We start from the raw sequence: 16,063 nt of genomic DNA, 5'->3' as shown, positions 1-16,063 counted from the left end.
GTAAGGGGAGGGCTGGGTGGGGTTCGGCAATACACTATCTTTCTTGTACCTTGACTTGCAAAACTACTTCGCCCGCGTTTTCAAATCGAAGTGTGAGCGCAAAGGTATCGCCGGTCTTGAGCTCCCGTTTGAGGTTGATGAGCATGATGTGCGAACCGCCGGGCTTGAATTCGGTTTTGCTATTGGCGGGAATGACGATGCGTTCCATTTTCATCATTTGCATCACGTCGCCTTGCGCCATCACCGTCTTGTGCAGTTCGACGATCCCGGCGACATCACTTGTCGCGTTGATCAACGCGTCGGGCTGTGCCGCCGGATTTTCGATGACAAAGTACGCCGCGCCGGTGCCGTTCGCCAATGCGGGACGCGCCCAGGGTTCGCTCACCGCGAATTTGCCCGGCGCACACGCCGCCAACGCGAGCAAAATGAATCCCAGGATCAACAAAATTTGTTTCATTGTGATTGCTTTGCTGGCACTATTATTCGCCACAGAACCGCACAGAATCACGCAGAATATTTTCGTGTGGTTCTGCGTGACGCGAAGCGTGTGGCTGAACAGATGTTACACGTACAGTTGGAAGAACACGAACATGACGACGACCATAAAGACGACGACCGGCAAAACGCTCTGGAACGCGAGCTTTTTATCCGCGACGCGTTGCTCGATGATCTTGTACGCGGTCACGATGGACAGCGCCATCCCGATCAACAATATCGGCGTTTGGATGTACGGCACCCATTCCGGAATAAAACGAATCCAGGGTGTGCCCGCCGTGCCGAACAAATTCCACCCCCAGCCGAACGGATCGGACAAGAGCGGGATGGCGTACGAAATATCAATCAGCGCGAACGACACTGTGAACGCGATCCAACCGGTCAAGCCGAGCGGCGCGAGCGCATAACCGTAATCCACAAAGAGTTGTTTGAGCGGCGGCAACGCGCTGGCAGGAGCCGGCTTGGGTTGGACGGGTTTCGTCGCGACCGTCGGTGATGCCACCGCGACCTGGGTCAGTGCAACAGGGCGTTGGACGGGCGCGTCCATCGCTTGGATTGCCATCGCGCGCGAAGCGATTGCCGGTCTGCTGCGACGCGCGAATCCGCGCACGAATTGCGCGATTTGACCCGGCACCGGGGCGAGCGGTTCCAAAATCGCTAGCGACTCTTGGCGCGAGGGGAGGCGCTGGTCTGCCCACGCTTTGCCGAGCCAGACCGCGAGATAGAACAAGCCCGGCACGACGACGAGGTTCGCCGCGAGGAAGAGTACGGTGTAGAACAAGAACCCAGGAATCGTCGCGATGTTCGCCCAGTCCTTGAGCACGCCCCACGAGCCGAGATAAACTGCCGAGTAAACCATCGCGCAGGTGAGCATGATAAAGACGTTGTACACTTCGTCCACGCCGCGTCCTTGCGCGATAAACAAGTCGCTGCCAAAGGGACGCAAGTTCAAGCCGACATTATTTTTCGGGCAGGTCTTGAGACACTCGGTGCACAGACCGCAGTACGCATTGCGTTTTAGATTGCCGGGATATTCCATCCACGGACAACCATAACCGCTTTCGTTTCCGCACACGCAATCTTTTTCGACGTGCTTGCGGCAAAGGTCCGGGTCTTTGACGCGGACTTCGACCGGCGCTGCCATCGAGTAGAGCGCGATGAATCCGCTGACCGGGCAAACGTACCGGCAAAAGATGCGCCGACCGTACACGTACGAGAGAATGATCGCCCCGATAAAAAACGCGAGCAAGACGACGCCGGTTGCCCAGGGTCGCGTCAGGATGATCGCGCTGAACAATGCGACGGCGAGAAACGTCGCGTTCTGCGTCCAGAGATTGCGGAGTTGCTTGGGCCAATTCTTGCGCGCGATGGCGAGCGGTTTCTCGTTTCCTTTTTTGATGAACGCGCGGTGATCAATCCATTCGCCGGGCGCGGGGATCGGACACATTGAGCACCACGAGCGACCGCCCAATGGAATCAGGATCAATTTGAGCGCCGCCCACCACACGATCCACACAAAGATGATGGCGAAATTTGCGTTGCCGACCGGCGTGCCAAAGAACGCCGCCAGCATGATGATGACGAAGAAAAATAAATTCGGTAACATCAACGAGTACTGAAACCAGCGTTGATCCACAAACCAGCGAACGATGCGAAACTTGGTCAGTTCAAAGCGCCACGGTTGTTCGGGCAACATGCCGGGACGACTTTTGCCGACCCACAACAAACCGAGCGTGCCACCGGCGACAATCAGGAGCAGCGGGAATGAGAGCGTGCCCAGCGCGTTCGGTTCGACGATGAGTTCGCCGACCATGAAGGGATGGAGCGGACCGCACACCTGGGTGCAGCGAAAACGAAACTTGCCCGCGCGATCCGCGATAAATTCGACGCTCGATTCTTTTTCTGGGCGCGGCGCGGCGACGAGTTCGACATCGTAATAATCGAGAATCAATCCGTGCGTCACGTCATCCGCCGTCATCGTCAACTTGACGCGATCGCCTTGCTGAACGTGAATGACCGAAGGCGTGTATTCGAATGAACGCGCGCGGATATTGAAAACGCGATTGGAATTTGATTTGGCGACCGAGACGGCAGGGGCGGGGAGAAGGATGAGAATCAGAATGCTGATTGCAATGATCCAGTGCTTTATCTTCATGGCGGCATCACCTCGTTGTGTCCTATCAAGCAACCTCGCTCAATATCTCGGATGTAGGATAAGAGGAGGAAGTCTGTGAGCAGTCCAAGAACAGTCAAAATCAAGTGCCAGTGTGGTACAATCAGTCGAAGGTGCGGGTTGTTACGCCCGCACCTTCTTCTTCATCGGTTAGATCATGCTTTGGTCGGTTTGGTTGTGCGTCCTTGCCACCACACCAGAAAAACGGCAAGCCCGGCTAGAATCAGCGCCGGCACTCCCAACAACGCCAGCATCACCACAGCGGCATTCGGTTCCATTTCTCTCAGGAACGCGTAATAGTTTTGGAGCGCGAGCAATCCTAGCCCGAGCGCGAGCACGGCGAGCAACCATTCGTACCACGTGACGCCGATTTTGTGTGCGCGCGTCCAGGAGACGAGCCACCAACCCACGACGCCAATGATCACACCTGTAACAAGCCACATCATTGTGTAACTCCTCTAGATGTCACTGAGACCCGAAGACGTGTTGATGCCGTAAATCGGCAAGTCGGTGCGTTTCCACCACGCTTCCGGGTTCTTGAAGGGATCGCCCAGTTCCGGATTCGCGGGACCTGGGTTGAGCCAGTCGTCCACCGCCTTGAGCGCGCTGTCAAAGACCGGCGTCGCGGAGACGAGTGCGTTGCGGAATTCGTGGAAGAATGCTTGGTTCTTGGTGCCGAACGGACACGCGGTGAAGCAGAGACCGCAGTTCGTGCCGACCTGCCGCCAATACGCGCGGCACTTGGTCGAATCTTCAAAGAACGCCTTGTGTCCTGGGTTGTTCCACCCGCCACGCGTTTGCCAGGTCGGTTCGGTGTCGAAACTCAACGCCTTGGACGGGCAAAAATCCGCGCACTTTTTGCAGACTTTGCAGAACTGCATGATGCCGGCGTTGATCGGTTTGGTCGGCGCGAGCGGCAGGTCGGTGACCATCTTGAACACGCGCGTGATGGGACCCCATTCGGGTGTGATCAAGCGATTCAAGCGCGACATTTCACCCAAGCCCGCCATCGTGCCGAGCGCGGGCGAGATGCCGAGCGCGTTCGTGCTGGCTTCGCCCAGACCCAGATAACCCAACCCGGCGAGAAAGTACTGCAAGCGCAATTGGATGCTGCGATTTAACGTGTAGGTCAACCCGGTGGTGAGCTGGCACAACACGGTGGGCGCGGCTTTCATCGTCTCTTGCGACATCGGCACGGTCCACACAATCACCCAGCGCGCTTTTTTCGGAATAACGCGTTTCTTGTCGTCCTCGGACGGTTGAGCCACATCCGCGATTTCCATTACTTTCTTGTCCGGGTCTTCGGCGTAGATTAGTTTCTCGGTCGTGCGCGAATCCAATTCCACAAAGCCAACGGTGCCCGCGCCCAGGTGGCGCATTGCCGCCGTCACCATGATCGCCGCATCTTCCGGCGAGCCGGTCCATTTTGCGACGCCGAGTTTGTCTGGCGTGGTCGCGTCTTTGGGTGGCAGAAACCCTTGTGCGCCCGCGCCTTGTCCTGTTGCCACGCCGAGCGCGCGATCCTTGAGCGTATAGCCCGGTTTGTTTTGCCTGAGGAACCGATCCAAGTTTTCGGTTTGCAGTTTGGTCAACCGCTCGTCGCGTTCCTTTCCCACATATTCGGCGAAACTGCCGCGCGTCGTGCGCCACTCGCGAAAGCGTTGCATCTTGTCCCAGTCAATTTCCATCGTGGGTGAGCTGGATGTGTTCACCCAGCTAGGGCGATGCAACTGGGGCGTCTTTTCGTTGTCCCAATCGAAAATGTTGGCGCCGCTAATTGCGGCTGGGGCGAGCGTAACACCAGCGCCGAGCAAACCGAGGTCTTTCAAAAATTCTCGGCGGGTTAAATTCGATGCCATGTCAACCTCCATTGGTTTTTGAAGAGATTTGCTGGCAAGTCGCATGATCCACAATTAGGGGAATCGGCTTGCCAGAACCGTCTCCGCCTGCTGTCTGGTTCACTGAACGACGATCTTCATCCGAATGTCGGGGTGAATCGTGCAACCGGTCGGGTACTCACCTGGCTTGGCGGTCGGCGTCCACAAGCGGCGCGCGGTTTGTCCGGGAACGACGAGAATTTCCTTGATGCCTAAATCTTGGCTGACGACGTTGTGATCCTCTTTTGGATCAGTGTTCTTGACGACAAAGAGTACCTTTTGTCCAGCTTTGACGGTCACGGTCGCCGGGGAAATGTCGGTTGTATTGAAAGACAGATTGACAATTTGCGCGCCGTCAGCGCCGGCAGGGACTGGTTCATCCATGACCACGGCAGGCTTGGAACTGCCGCATGCGACGACCAGCATCGTCACAACTAGAACTGCAACGAGTAGAATCAATTTCCGCATCATAACCTCCATTGGTTTTTCAATTTCCTGATTGCCATGTTGCCCATTGCGTGGTGGGCGATTGTTTTGCGTTCGGTTCTTGTGCTGTGACCACTCCTTTCGATCCGAGGGTAGAGTTACTTGAAACGGTTTGATGAGTACTCGGAGTGACATCCGGCTTTGCCACATCCATACACGAATGGCTCGTGCCCTTTGTGACAGTCCACGCACGGAATTTCACCTTCGTGCGAGGAGTGGGGGTTTGGGCTTACCTTCGCCGTGACCTCCGCCATCGCGGTGTACGTGTTCTTGTGGCAACTCAAGCATGTCTTGGTTTCAGGCGCGCCTTTGGGTGGCATCGCTGTGTGGCAAGCGGTGCACTGCAGCCCTTTCGTGACGTGTTTGCCATCCATGAACTGAGAAACGGGCGCAGTCTTCATAATATCTTCGACTGTCTTGATCGCGCCGGGCTTGGCAACGGGTTTGGTCGCCTCAACTTTAGGCGCGACGGTAGGGGCTGGCGCCGGTTTGGTTTCTGTCGCGAGGACGGTGGGGAGCGGCGGGAGTGGTGTGGCAACGGGCTGGGGTTGACAAGCCATCACACCAAATGACACGAACAGTAGAACGAACATCAAGGATATTGGATTCAGCAGATTTCGTTGGTACATTGGGCGGTTAAAATCTCCTCAGTGAGATTGGACTAACTTAGGTTGTTGGTTAACGTGCATCAATTATTTTTGGCGCGGACGAAGGGAGCGTATTGGTGTTCCGCGAGTGAGATGTGGAGCAGTCGTTTGGCAACCGGGATCAGGTCGGTGGCGAGCCGGTCTTTTCTGACGCAACCACTGACGCCGTAGCGTATGGCGGCGCGCAAGTAGCGCGTGCCCCAATCGTCCGCTAGCAGAATGATTTTACTCGTCGGCGCTCTTTCCAGCGCGAGCAGAATCACCTCGGCAAAACCAATGTCGGGGAGCGGCGCATCTATCAGGATCAAGTCCGGAGTTGTTGTCGCGAGGAGTTGTAACGCTTGGTGAACATTCGACGCGCACCCGACTAACTGCAACCCTTGATCTGCGCGCAATACGTGCTGGATCAAAGCGGTTAACGACTTGTTGTGCTCAATCAGCAACAATTTCGCCACGTAAGTTCCCTGCCGTTAATTTAACTCAATCTGGCGGTGGCATCAATCGGCACAAGTATCTAGTTTTCGAGATGGCAGTACCTAGATTTTCCCTGCGTGCGAGGTCGGTAGCGCGGGGTGGATGGGGAACGCTTCGGCGAGCGTTCCCTGGGGTTTCACGCGTCCAACTCGATCAATCCGCGACTGATGGCGTACTTGACCAGACTGGCGCGATTGTGAATGCCTAGCTTGGTCATGATATTCGCGCGGTGGCACATGACGGTTTTTTTGCTCAGACCAAGTAGTTCGGCAATGTCCTGACTAGAGCGTCCCTCGGCGACGAGTTTGAGGACTTCCTTCTCTCGCTCGGTCAGTACGTCGTCGCTCGTTTCCGAACCGTTGTCGGCGTGTTGGCGATAATTGTCCAACAACATCTTGGTAATGGAAGGCGGCACGAACGACTCGCCCCGGTAAACCGTCCGAATCGCGGTGACCAACTCACCGGCGAACGAACGCTTGAGCACATAACCCATCGCGCCGGCTTGGAGAATTGGCAACACGTACCGCTCGTTATCGTGTTGGCTCAACACGAGAATCTTGGTTTCCGGACGATCCCTGATGATGCGCCGTGTCGCTTCCAAGCCGTCCATACCCGGCATTGCCATATCCATGATCACCACATCGGGTAAATGTTCGCGCACCGCCGTGAGCGCCTGGCGTCCGTCGGATGCTTCGGCGACCACCTGAACATCTTCACACAGACTGAGCAGTGCCTTCAGTCCTTCTCGCAACATCGCGTGATCGTCCACCAACAACACTCGGATCTTTGCCATTCCCATTCGTTCCTTTCAGCGGAATCTTGGCGGTCACTTTCGTGCCCTCTTCAATCTTGGATTCGATGCTAACGATTCCGCCAAAGAGAGCGGCGCGTTCTTTCATTCCCAGGAGACCAAAGGTGGCATTCCCTTTTCCGGGGGATAGCGCGGTTGCCGGATCGAAACCACAACCGTCGTCTTCCACTTCGAGCGTAACGGCATCGTCCGCAAATTCCAGACTGATGCTAACCGCTTCTGCGCCAGCGTGGCGCACGATATTGTTGATGGCTTCTTGCGCGAGTCGAAAGACGACGGTCTCGACTTCGGACGGCAAGCGTTTTTCGACGCCCGCGGTCTCAAAGCCGACCTGAATGCCATGCACTTTGAGGCGCGTTTCCGCGTACCAATCTATCGCTTGCACCAATCCCAGGTCGTCCAGGATCGCGGGGCGCAAGTCGTGGATGATGCGCTGAATTTCGCGCAGCATCGCGGTCGCCATCGCCTTGATCGGATTCAGCCGCGCTTTCATCACGTCCACCGACTCCGCCGGCGCGGTCGTGGCGGTCTCCAATCCGACGACGAGCGCGGTCAACGCCTGGCTCGTTTCGTCATGCAGTTCGCGCGCCAACCCGCGGCGCTCTTCTTCTTGCGCGACGACCAGTTTGCGTAACAACTCGCGGCGACTTTGCTCGGCTTGTTCCAACTCTTGCGTGCGCGATTCCACGCGTTGTTCGAGTTCCGAATTCCATCCCTGGATCTCGTCCAGGGATTTTTTCAGCCGCTCGCGCATAGTGTCCAGCGACGCTCCCAGGATGCTCACCTCGCCGCCGCCGACGCGCGGAATCGGTCGCGCCAAGTCATCCGCCGCGATGTGTTGCGAGGCGGCGATCAACGTTTGGACCGGCTTGACCACGCTGCGCGTCAAGAGCCACGCGACGATGAGGGTGATGAAAAACGCGACGCCGCCGAACAAGGACAGATTATGCTCCAACTCTTTGGTGTACGCGAACGCCTCGCGTTCATCTTGTTGGACGACGATACCCCACGGCGCGGTGGTGAGCGCGGCAAACGCCATCACGCCGTTTTGTCTTTTCTGAGTTGCCGATGTGGTGTGACAATCGTGGCATTGCCCGACCACCGTGCCGCGATCACGAATCAAACTGGCAAAGCGATCACCATAGCGGCAGTTCTGCCACGATTGTTCCTCCGATGTGCTGGCGAGCGGAAAACCTTCTTCATCTACGATCTCGGCGTAGCCCTGTTTGCCCAGCCCTAACGGTCCGAGGAGATGACTGATGCTGGGATGCTTGAGATTGACCGCGGCGATGATGACGCCATTCGTTGTGCCATTGTTTTTTGAAGTGGAAACCAAAATCGCCGCGGTGGATTCTACCTTTTCCGGCGCGAAATAACCGGACACGACCGGCTGACCGGTCTTGAGCACTTTTTGGGCGTAGCGATTCGAAGCCACATTCGCGCCGACCAGTTCCGGCATCAACGGTTCGGATAGAATCACATTCCCTTCGCGATCGGTTACCGCGACGTACTGTACGAAATCGCCGAGGTGTTGCGCGAAGGTATGGAGAATTGGCGCGAGCGTTTCTGGATTGTCGCGATTGGGGTCGAACGGGGATTCATCCCGCACGGTTTGGAGCGAGGTGATTTTTTGTTGCAGCAAATCGTCCACGCGGCTGGCGGTGATCTGCGCGAGAAGCATCCGTTCTTGCAACGCGCGATCAGTACTTTCGCGCACGGCTTCCAAACTCAGAAACGCAAATCCGCCGAACATCAAGAGCAAGCCAATCGAAACGAGCAGGATGACACGCGCCATCAGCGTGAACGTAAAATTGAATCGTTTCATCAAGCGTCCTTTACGCGTGAATGCCTCCAAAGGCGCGATACACACTTTGGAGGCACTCGTCAGCGGGACTGTCATGGCGGATGCCCAACGCGGCATCGAACCGGCATGACCAAGCCTATCAGAATCAGGTCTAAATCGAGTCCAATTTCAGTCTGGTTTCTATCCTAAATCGCGCGTGCTGAAACCGAACAAATCAATTTGGGACGCGGATAAACGCGGATGCATGCGGATGAGAATTTCATGGGTACTGCTCAGCCCATCATCGCTTGCACGCACGAGCGAGCAAATTTATCCGCGAATAACGCGAATAACGCGATTGAAAAGAAAAAATTAGCGAAGATTCGCGTGATTCGCGGATAATGGCACGATGGCTGAGTAGTTATATTTCATCTGCGTTTGTCTGCGTTTGTCCGCGTCCAAACCTCTTTGTCTTCGCGCAATCGCCGCGCCCAATCCTGCAACGCGCCGCGTCCGCTGTCTTTCAGGCGCGCCTCCGCGCGGGCAAGCGCTTCTTCGAACGCGGCGCGTTCGCCGCGTTCCGCGTACACTTCCGCAAGCCACAGTTCGATTTTCGCTTGGAGGTGCGGCGCGTTGAGCCGCGCTGCCGCATCGCGCGCTTCTTCGAGTGCGATCAGTGCGGCGTCCAAATCGCCGCGCCCGCGCGCGACGAGCGCGAGATTCGCGCGATAACTGGCGGCTTGCTCGTGATTGCCGAGCGATTCCGTGATGACCAGCCCGCGTCGAAAATCATCTTCGGCGTCCTGCCATCTTTTTTCCGCGAGTGCGATCTCGCCGCGCGTGCTGTGCAAGTACTGCAACGCCACGCGCAACGCGCGCGCCTCGGCGGGCGCGAATCCTTGCGCGACGTGCTCGCGCGCGGTATCGAGTTCACCCAAGAGCAATGCGTGGTACGCCAGGTTGTTGTGTCCCAGGATTTCTTGATAATCGTTTCCCGCCGCGCGCGCAAACGTGATGGATTGCGTGTACGCGTCGAGCGCGCCGCGCAAGTTGCCGCGTTCCGCGCGCTGGTTACCCAAGGCAAATTGACCGCGCGCGGCGATCTCTGGCAGGTTGTGCTCTTGCGCGTGGCGCGTGGCTTCGAGCAAATGATTTTCTATTTCGTTAGTCTGCAAGGTATTCCCGGTTGGACCCGTGCCGAGCATCAAGTGCGCCATCGCGTGCGCGAGCGGATCATCGTCCGTGTCCATGTACTTGAGCGCGCGTTCGAGCGCCTGTTGCCCTTCGGCGAATTGTCCGGCTGGAAAATACGTTTCTGCGATATTGACTTGCGCGCGCGCCGCGCCGCGCAGATTGCCCGCGCGTTCGTACTCGCGTTTCGCCACCTCGAACGACGCGCGCGCCGCCGCGAGTTCGCCCTGGCGTTGCAACACGCGTCCCAGTCCTAGCTGTCGTTCGGGGGTCGGTTCGTTCGCAAGCGCCTGCCGATAAAATTGCGCGGCTTGGTCCGGCGCGCCGAGCGCGAGCGCGTGCTCCGCCGCGATTTCGGCAAAGCGCGCGGCGCGCGGCGGATCGTTCGCTTCGGTGTAATGCGCGGCGAGGCGTCCCGCGACCGGTTGCACGCGCGCGCCGTACACACTGGCGAGCGTTTCTGCCGCGCGGCGATGTAGAAACGCACGGCGCGCGCGGTGGATGCCCTCGCGTGTGATCGCGGCGACGAGCGGATGCGCGAACTCGTACTGATTCTGTCGCTCGACGAGAATGTTCGCATTCAACAACACATCCAACGCTTGAAGCGTTTCTTCTTCATCGCGACCGCTCGTGCGGCGCAACATTGCGAGATCGAAATCCGATTCGAGCACGGCGGCGGCTTGCGCGATTTGTTGCGCCGCGTCCGGCAATGCGGCGAGCCGCGCGCGCACCAGTTCGCCGAGCGCCGGTGGAATATCGTTCGGCGCGGCGCGCAAGAGCTCGATCAAAAAGTACGGATTGCCCGCGCTCTGGGTTTGCGCGCGTTCTATCGACCCAGGATCGCCGCCGAGCAGCGCGGTGAGCGCGGCGCATTCCGCGGGCGTCAAACGCGCGAGCGCGAGCCGGCGCGCAATGCCTTCGCGCGCCCAACGCGCGACGACGTGCGAGAGCGCGGCGGGCGCGTCCTCGGGACGATACGCGATGACGAGCAACAGCGGTTGATCGGCAAGACGATGCGTGAGAAAGCCAAGCCAGTCGAGCGAGGCGCGGTCTGCCCAATGCGCGTCGTCCACAAACATCACGAGCGGTTGCTTGAGCGCGAGCAACAGTTGCGCTAGTGCTTCGAACAATCGGAGGCACTCTTCTTCGGGTGAAAGCGGAGTGGACGTAGGCAATGATGGCAAGTTCGCGCGAATGCCGGGCAACAAGCGCGCGGCTTCGGCAAGCCAGGTCGGCGCGACGGGCGATGCGGGTGTGAACAATCTGCGCGCGAGATCGGCGCGATCAAACAGGCGCGTCAATGGCGCAAACGGCAGCGACTGGGTCGAATCGAGACAGCGCGTTTCGAGAACGAGCGCGTTGCCCGCGGAGGTGCTCGACCATTCTTGCCACAAGCGCGATTTGCCAATGCCCAACTCGCCGACAATGATTGCGACGCGTGTGTGTCCGCTTTGAACAAGATTCCATTCATCGGAGAGTGTGTCCATCTCAACGCGCCGACCGACGAGTGGAGTGTGCAACGGCGCGGCGCGCGATATGCGCGCGCGGGGGCTGGGCTGAGGCGGCTCGCTCGCGCGAATAGTCCCGGCAACAATCGCGTCGCGCAGCGCGTCGGTTTCTGGCAACGGCGCGACGCCCAGTTCGCGTTCGAGCGCGGCTCGCAACGCGTCATACTCGCGCAGCGCCTCCGCGCGCTCGCCGAGTTGCGCGTGCGCGTGCATCAACGCGCGATACATCGGCTCTTGTAAATTATCGTGGGCGAGCGCGCGGCGCGCAGTCGTGATGACCTCGCGCCAATCCGCGCGTGCGCGTTGTTGTTCGACGAGCGCGGCGAGCAAACGCAAATGTGCTTGCGCCAAACGTTCACGGATGCCAGTCAACCACAATTCAAATTCCGGCGCGTCGCTCAACGCGATGCCGTCGAGAAATTCGCCGCGATAAAGCGCAATAGCGGATGGCGAAAGGCGAATGGTAGATGACACATCTGCTATCTGCGATTTGCCATCTGCGATTTGCCATTCGCTATCCGCTATCCGCTCCATCTCGCGCGCGTCCACCCACACGGATTCACCGAGCGAGAGGTGATCGTCGTCAGCGCGGATAACGTCCTCGCCGAGTGCTTTGCGAATGCTCCACAACGCGTTACGTAGATTTTTGCGCGCGGCGTCGTCTGCGCTTTCCGCCCACAACATTCCCAGGATGCGCTCGCGCGCGAGCGGCTCGCGTTGCATCGCGAGCAAGGCGAGCAGCGCGATGGATTTGACCGACGTGATGTCGGCGGGTACGTCATCGAGTTCGAGTTTCGGCGTTCCAAGAAAATACAATCGCGTAATGGGCATGATCGAATTATAGCGGATTGCCACGCGCCTGTCGAGTCGCTACGCGTGAACAAAAAGTGAGCAGTTTCCGGACTGGCAAAGCGACGCGTTTGAGTGTAAACTATGCGCAAGAGACCGACACGATCTCAGATACCGCGTTCGAGGGAGGCGAGAATGTACGTAAGTATGATTCACTTGCGATTGTCCAGTCATCGGATCGGCGAAGCAACGCGTGTGTGGCGCGAATCGGTTTTACCGGAATTGCAGGAGCAACCGGGCTGGAAGGATGCGTCGTTCGCAGTGAATCACGCGGCGGATGAGGTGCGCGTATTTACGCTGTGGGAAACCGAAGCGCAAGCGCGCCGCTTCGAACCATGTTCGTGCTTTCGGGAGCTGGCGAAATTGATCGCGCTGAGTTGTGGCAACGGAGAACGCGCCATCTATCGCGCGGGAGACGAGCCGGCGATCCTGGAGAAATTGAAACCGTTCCTCAGTCTGAATTGAAAAATTTGGGGCGACCGAGCAGGTCGCCCCTTTTGATTGGCGCGGAACGGCGTCCGCGCCCTACGTAGGATCACTGACTGGGTAGGGAACGCTCGCCGGAGCGTTCTCATACGCGATTACGCTTTCACGTACTTGTCGAACCACGCGAGCATCTTTGCCCACGCATCTTTAGCGGCGTTCGCGTTGTAACTTGCGCCGGTATCGTTGTTGAACGCGTGCCCCGCCCCGTCGTAAATGATCTTCTCGAACGTCTTGTTTGCCTTCTTCAACGCGTCCTCGACGGCTGGGATGCCCGCATTGATGCGCGTATCCGTGCCGCCATACATGGCGAGAACCGCGGCTTTGATGTTGGGGATGTCTTCGAGCGGCGGGTTCGGTCCATAGTATGGAACCGCCGCGCGCAATTCCGGCATCTGGGTCGCACAGCGCCATGTGATGCCGCCGCCGAAGCAAAAGCCGGTCATTCCCACTTTATCTTTTGCGACGAAGGTTTGCGCTTGCATGTACTTGAGACCCGCTTGGAAGTCTTCGACGAACTGGGTTGGTGGCGCATTGCCCAACACGCCTGGCACATTCGCACCGACTTTTTCCGTGCCGCCATCACGCGAAAGCAAATCCACCGCGAGCGCAGCATAACCGGCTTTGGCAAAGCGGCGCGCGACGTCTTTGATGTGCTCGAGCAAGCCGCGATTTTCGTGGCACACGAGAACGATGGGGAAAGGTCCGTTGCCCTTTGGCTTGGCGAGGTACGCCGCAATCTTGAACGTCTTGCTGTCGTACTCGACCATCCTGGCTTCGATGTCTGGGTCGTTCGGATTGATGGTTACCGGATTTCCGGTTGGCGCAGGCGTTGCCGCGCTTGTCGCGGCGCGAGTCGCCGTCGCGGTAGGCGGCATCGCGGTGGGTGGCATCGCCGTAGGTGCTGTCGTGGGAGGTGGCATCGCGGTGGGCGGCATCGCGGTAGGTGCCGTCGTGGGGGGCGGCATCGCGGTCGGCGGCATCGCGGTCGGTGGCACCGCAGTCGGTGCAGGCGCGCACGCGGCAAGGAAATTCGTCGCGAACGCGGCGCTGCCAAAAATCGCGGCGAGTTTTTTAATCGCGTCGCGGCGCGTGATGTGCCCTTCTTGATAGTCCTCGACGAATTCGGTCACGAGATAGTTACGCAAACTATCGTCGCCGCCGGTCGTGGGACTGGGGGGAATGGGGGGCGTCTGGCTACTCATTCTTGTCCTCCTTCTCTCCTGGGTTTTATTTTGGTGCGCATCAATTGCGCCTGAAAAGCTCGATGGCAGATGATGTCAGAAGGTCTCGAAAAAACTGGGTGTCGTAAGAACATCCAGGATTATAGCAAATTCGTTTTGGATCGCCGTAAGAAAGTTGTTAGACTTCGAGTCCTGCTGTGTCAAATCGTCACTCGATTTGTTCTAACATTGCACGGACGAATTCGATCTCGTCGGCGTATATCGTGTGTCTCACGTCGGAGTAAAACCGCGTGGTCACATTCCCGCCGCGCGCGCGCAAAGTGCGTTCGGTTGCGAGGACGCGTTCTTTAGGAATGTGAATATCGTCCTCGCCGCATCCCAGGAAAACCTGGGTCTGGTCGAGCGTGCCGGTGGTAGGGCGCGTGACGCCATCCGGTCCGATCAGCGCACCGGAAAGTGCGACGACGCCGCCGTATCGCCGCGCGTGACGCGCCGCAAATTCAGCCACGAGGCACGCGCCTTGAGAAAATCCGGCGAGTACGGTTCGTTCGGCGGGAATGCCGGACGCGGCGATGCGCGCCAACAGGTCTCCGATCACCGCGAGCGCCGACGATAGCCACGGTTCGTTTTTTTCGATGGGTTCGAAAAAGCGAAACGGATACCAGGTCTGGTTTGCCGCTTGCGGCGCGAGATAGGCAACATCAGCACGCGCGAATTCGTCTCCAAGCGTGAGAATGTCTTGCGCCGACGCGCCGCGCCCGTGCATGAGAATCATCGCGATGCGCGCGCGGTCGAGCGGTGCGCCGGTGATGAAAACCGGTTCGTCTCGATGAAGCGAGGGACTCATGCCGGTTCCAACGCGTCGGCGGCGAGCGGTTGCAGATTCGCTTCGATGTCGGCGCGATGTTCCTCAAGCCAGGGAGGGAGCCGGAGATGCGTACCCAGTTCGCTCGCGTCCTCATCCACCGCAAAACCCGGACCGGCCGTCGCTAATTCGACGATGTGCCCGTCGGGATCGCGCGTGTAAATGCTTTTGAAGTAAACGCGATCCATCACGGGTGACACACCCAGTCCCGCGCGTACGAGTTTCTCGCGCCATTCGAGTTGGCTGTTGTCGTCCGACACCGCGAGCGCAAAATGATGCGTTTGACCAGTCCCCAGTCGCGCATGTGGTTCGCTGCGTGGGTCGCGTTCAAAGTACGTGATGAGTGTGCCGGGTTTGCCATCGCCAGCGCCCCAGTACCAGTGCGCCGATGTCGGGTCGTCGAAGTTAGACGTCATCTTGACACGCCGCATGCCGAGCAAGTCGCCATAGAACGCGTGTGTCCGGTGAATGTCCGAACCAATCGCGGTGATGTGGTGCATTCCCGCCGCGAGCGCCATCTCTGGTGTGATGTGTGGGACCGGTGCGTGCCACGTTTCCGCGCGAATGCGCGCTTCATCGCGATTGCGAACGATCATCGCGCGCGGCGGCTCGCGATATGCCTCGCCGATCCGAGCCGGCGCTTCGTCAATCGTCCAGCCCGGACCGCGCGTCGCGATTTCGAGAATCACGCCGTCGGGATCGCGAAAATAGATCGAGTGGAAATAGTGCCGGTCGAGCGGACCTTCGACCGCGATGCCGAGATCGGTAAGGCGGCGTTTCCATTTGAGCAAGCCCGCGTTGTCCGCGACCTGGAGCGCCAAGTGATGCGTGCCGCCGATGCCTGGATAGCCGCGCGGCGCGTCGCGCCATTCGAAAAATGTAATGGCGCTCCCAGGACGACCCAGTTCATCGCCAAAGTACAGATGATAACTGGCGGGATCGTCAAAGTTGACGGTCCTTTTGACCAAGCGTTGTCCCAACACACGCGTGTAAAAATCAACTGTGCGTTGAGCGTTGGACGAAACCAATGTAATATGGTGGAGACCAAGAACAGTCATCAAATCCTCCGCGAAACCAGAGCAAATTCCATTGTAACTACTTTGACAATGTCAGATTAGACAAGCGTTCTAAATTGGACAATTGTAGCGAGTTGTGGCATTGATTAGAGAATGACGCTACTTCACTCTCGACCAATCTGTTCAATCCCGATCGCTGGGGTGTGCCCAGTGATGCGGTG

At 58.3% G+C, this 16,063-nt stretch carries 14 protein-coding genes; 1 reads left to right on the top strand and 13 read right to left on the bottom strand.

The features are described from left to right. Positions 1 to 34 precede the first annotated feature (34 nt). From HY868_01640 to HY868_01595, 10 genes are all read right to left on the bottom strand, one after another. Positions 35 to 457 (bottom strand): copper chaperone PCu(A)C, encoded by a 423-nt coding sequence (locus HY868_01640; GenBank protein MBI5300810.1) that lies wholly within the window; start codon positions 455 to 457, stop codon positions 35 to 37. 105 nt (positions 458 to 562) lie between these two features. Then, entirely contained in the window at positions 563 to 2,650 is a 2,088-nt protein-coding gene (locus HY868_01635; GenBank protein ID MBI5300809.1) for a 4Fe-4S binding protein, read from the bottom strand. A 173-nt stretch (positions 2,651 to 2,823) separates the two neighbouring features. After that, a complete protein-coding gene (locus HY868_01630; GenBank protein ID MBI5300808.1) occupies positions 2,824 to 3,114 on the bottom strand; it encodes a dehalogenase in 291 nt (96 codons plus the stop codon). A 12-nt stretch (positions 3,115 to 3,126) separates the two neighbouring features. Further along, entirely contained in the window at positions 3,127 to 4,527 is a 1,401-nt protein-coding gene (locus HY868_01625; GenBank protein MBI5300807.1) for a reductive dehalogenase, read from the bottom strand. A 99-nt stretch (positions 4,528 to 4,626) separates the two neighbouring features. Further along, positions 4,627 to 5,013 carry a cupredoxin domain-containing protein gene (locus tag HY868_01620; protein ID MBI5300806.1) on the bottom strand — a complete coding sequence of 129 codons (387 nt, stop codon included), beginning with the start codon at positions 5,011 to 5,013 and terminating at the stop codon, positions 4,627 to 4,629. Positions 5,014 to 5,129: 116 nt separating this feature from the next. Next, the gene (locus tag HY868_01615) at positions 5,130 to 5,432 is read right to left on the bottom strand and encodes a cytochrome c3 family protein (protein MBI5300805.1); all 303 of its coding nucleotides are present in this window, start codon (positions 5,430 to 5,432) and stop codon (positions 5,130 to 5,132) included. 287 nt (positions 5,433 to 5,719) lie between these two features. Next, positions 5,720 to 6,133, bottom strand: a complete 414-nt coding sequence (locus HY868_01610) for a response regulator transcription factor (protein MBI5300804.1) — start codon at positions 6,131 to 6,133, stop codon at positions 5,720 to 5,722. A 155-nt stretch (positions 6,134 to 6,288) separates the two neighbouring features. Further along, positions 6,289 to 6,945, bottom strand: coding sequence for a response regulator transcription factor (locus tag HY868_01605; GenBank protein ID MBI5300803.1), 657 nt, complete (start codon positions 6,943 to 6,945; stop codon positions 6,289 to 6,291). Next, positions 6,866 to 8,788: a HAMP domain-containing protein gene (locus HY868_01600; protein ID MBI5300802.1), complete on the bottom strand. Its 1,923-nt coding sequence runs from the start codon at positions 8,786 to 8,788 to the stop codon at positions 6,866 to 6,868. The genes HY868_01605 and HY868_01600 overlap by 80 nt, the downstream gene beginning before the upstream one ends. Before the next feature lie 386 nt (positions 8,789 to 9,174). Further along, positions 9,175 to 12,300 (bottom strand): AAA family ATPase, encoded by a 3,126-nt coding sequence (locus HY868_01595; GenBank protein MBI5300801.1) that lies wholly within the window; start codon positions 12,298 to 12,300, stop codon positions 9,175 to 9,177. Positions 12,301 to 12,429: 129 nt separating this feature from the next. Here HY868_01595 and HY868_01590 point away from each other — a divergent pair, with 129 nt between their 5' ends. Next, positions 12,430 to 12,759 carry a hypothetical protein gene (locus HY868_01590; GenBank protein ID MBI5300800.1) on the top strand — a complete coding sequence of 110 codons (330 nt, stop codon included), beginning with the start codon at positions 12,430 to 12,432 and terminating at the stop codon, positions 12,757 to 12,759. A gap of 116 nt (positions 12,760 to 12,875) precedes the next feature. Here HY868_01590 and HY868_01585 read toward each other — a convergent pair whose 3' ends face one another. The 3 genes from HY868_01585 to HY868_01575 form a co-directional block, all read right to left on the bottom strand. Beyond that, positions 12,876 to 13,982: a dienelactone hydrolase family protein gene (locus HY868_01585; protein ID MBI5300799.1), complete on the bottom strand. Its 1,107-nt coding sequence runs from the start codon at positions 13,980 to 13,982 to the stop codon at positions 12,876 to 12,878. A gap of 187 nt (positions 13,983 to 14,169) precedes the next feature. Beyond that, positions 14,170 to 14,808, bottom strand: a complete 639-nt coding sequence (locus tag HY868_01580) for an alpha/beta fold hydrolase (protein ID MBI5300798.1) — start codon at positions 14,806 to 14,808, stop codon at positions 14,170 to 14,172. Next, positions 14,805 to 15,884, bottom strand: coding sequence for a VOC family protein (locus tag HY868_01575; protein MBI5300797.1), 1,080 nt, complete (start codon positions 15,882 to 15,884; stop codon positions 14,805 to 14,807). Before HY868_01575 ends, HY868_01580 begins: the two co-directional genes overlap by 4 nt. Positions 15,885 to 16,063: the final 179 nt, after the last annotated feature.

It is taken from the genome of Chloroflexota bacterium (assembly GCA_016219275.1).
In the GTDB taxonomy this organism is placed as follows: Bacteria; Chloroflexota; Anaerolineae; order UBA4142; family UBA4142; genus JACRBM01.
Note: the sequence above shows the minus strand (reverse complement) of the source record. Positions and strands in the feature narration are given on the sequence as shown.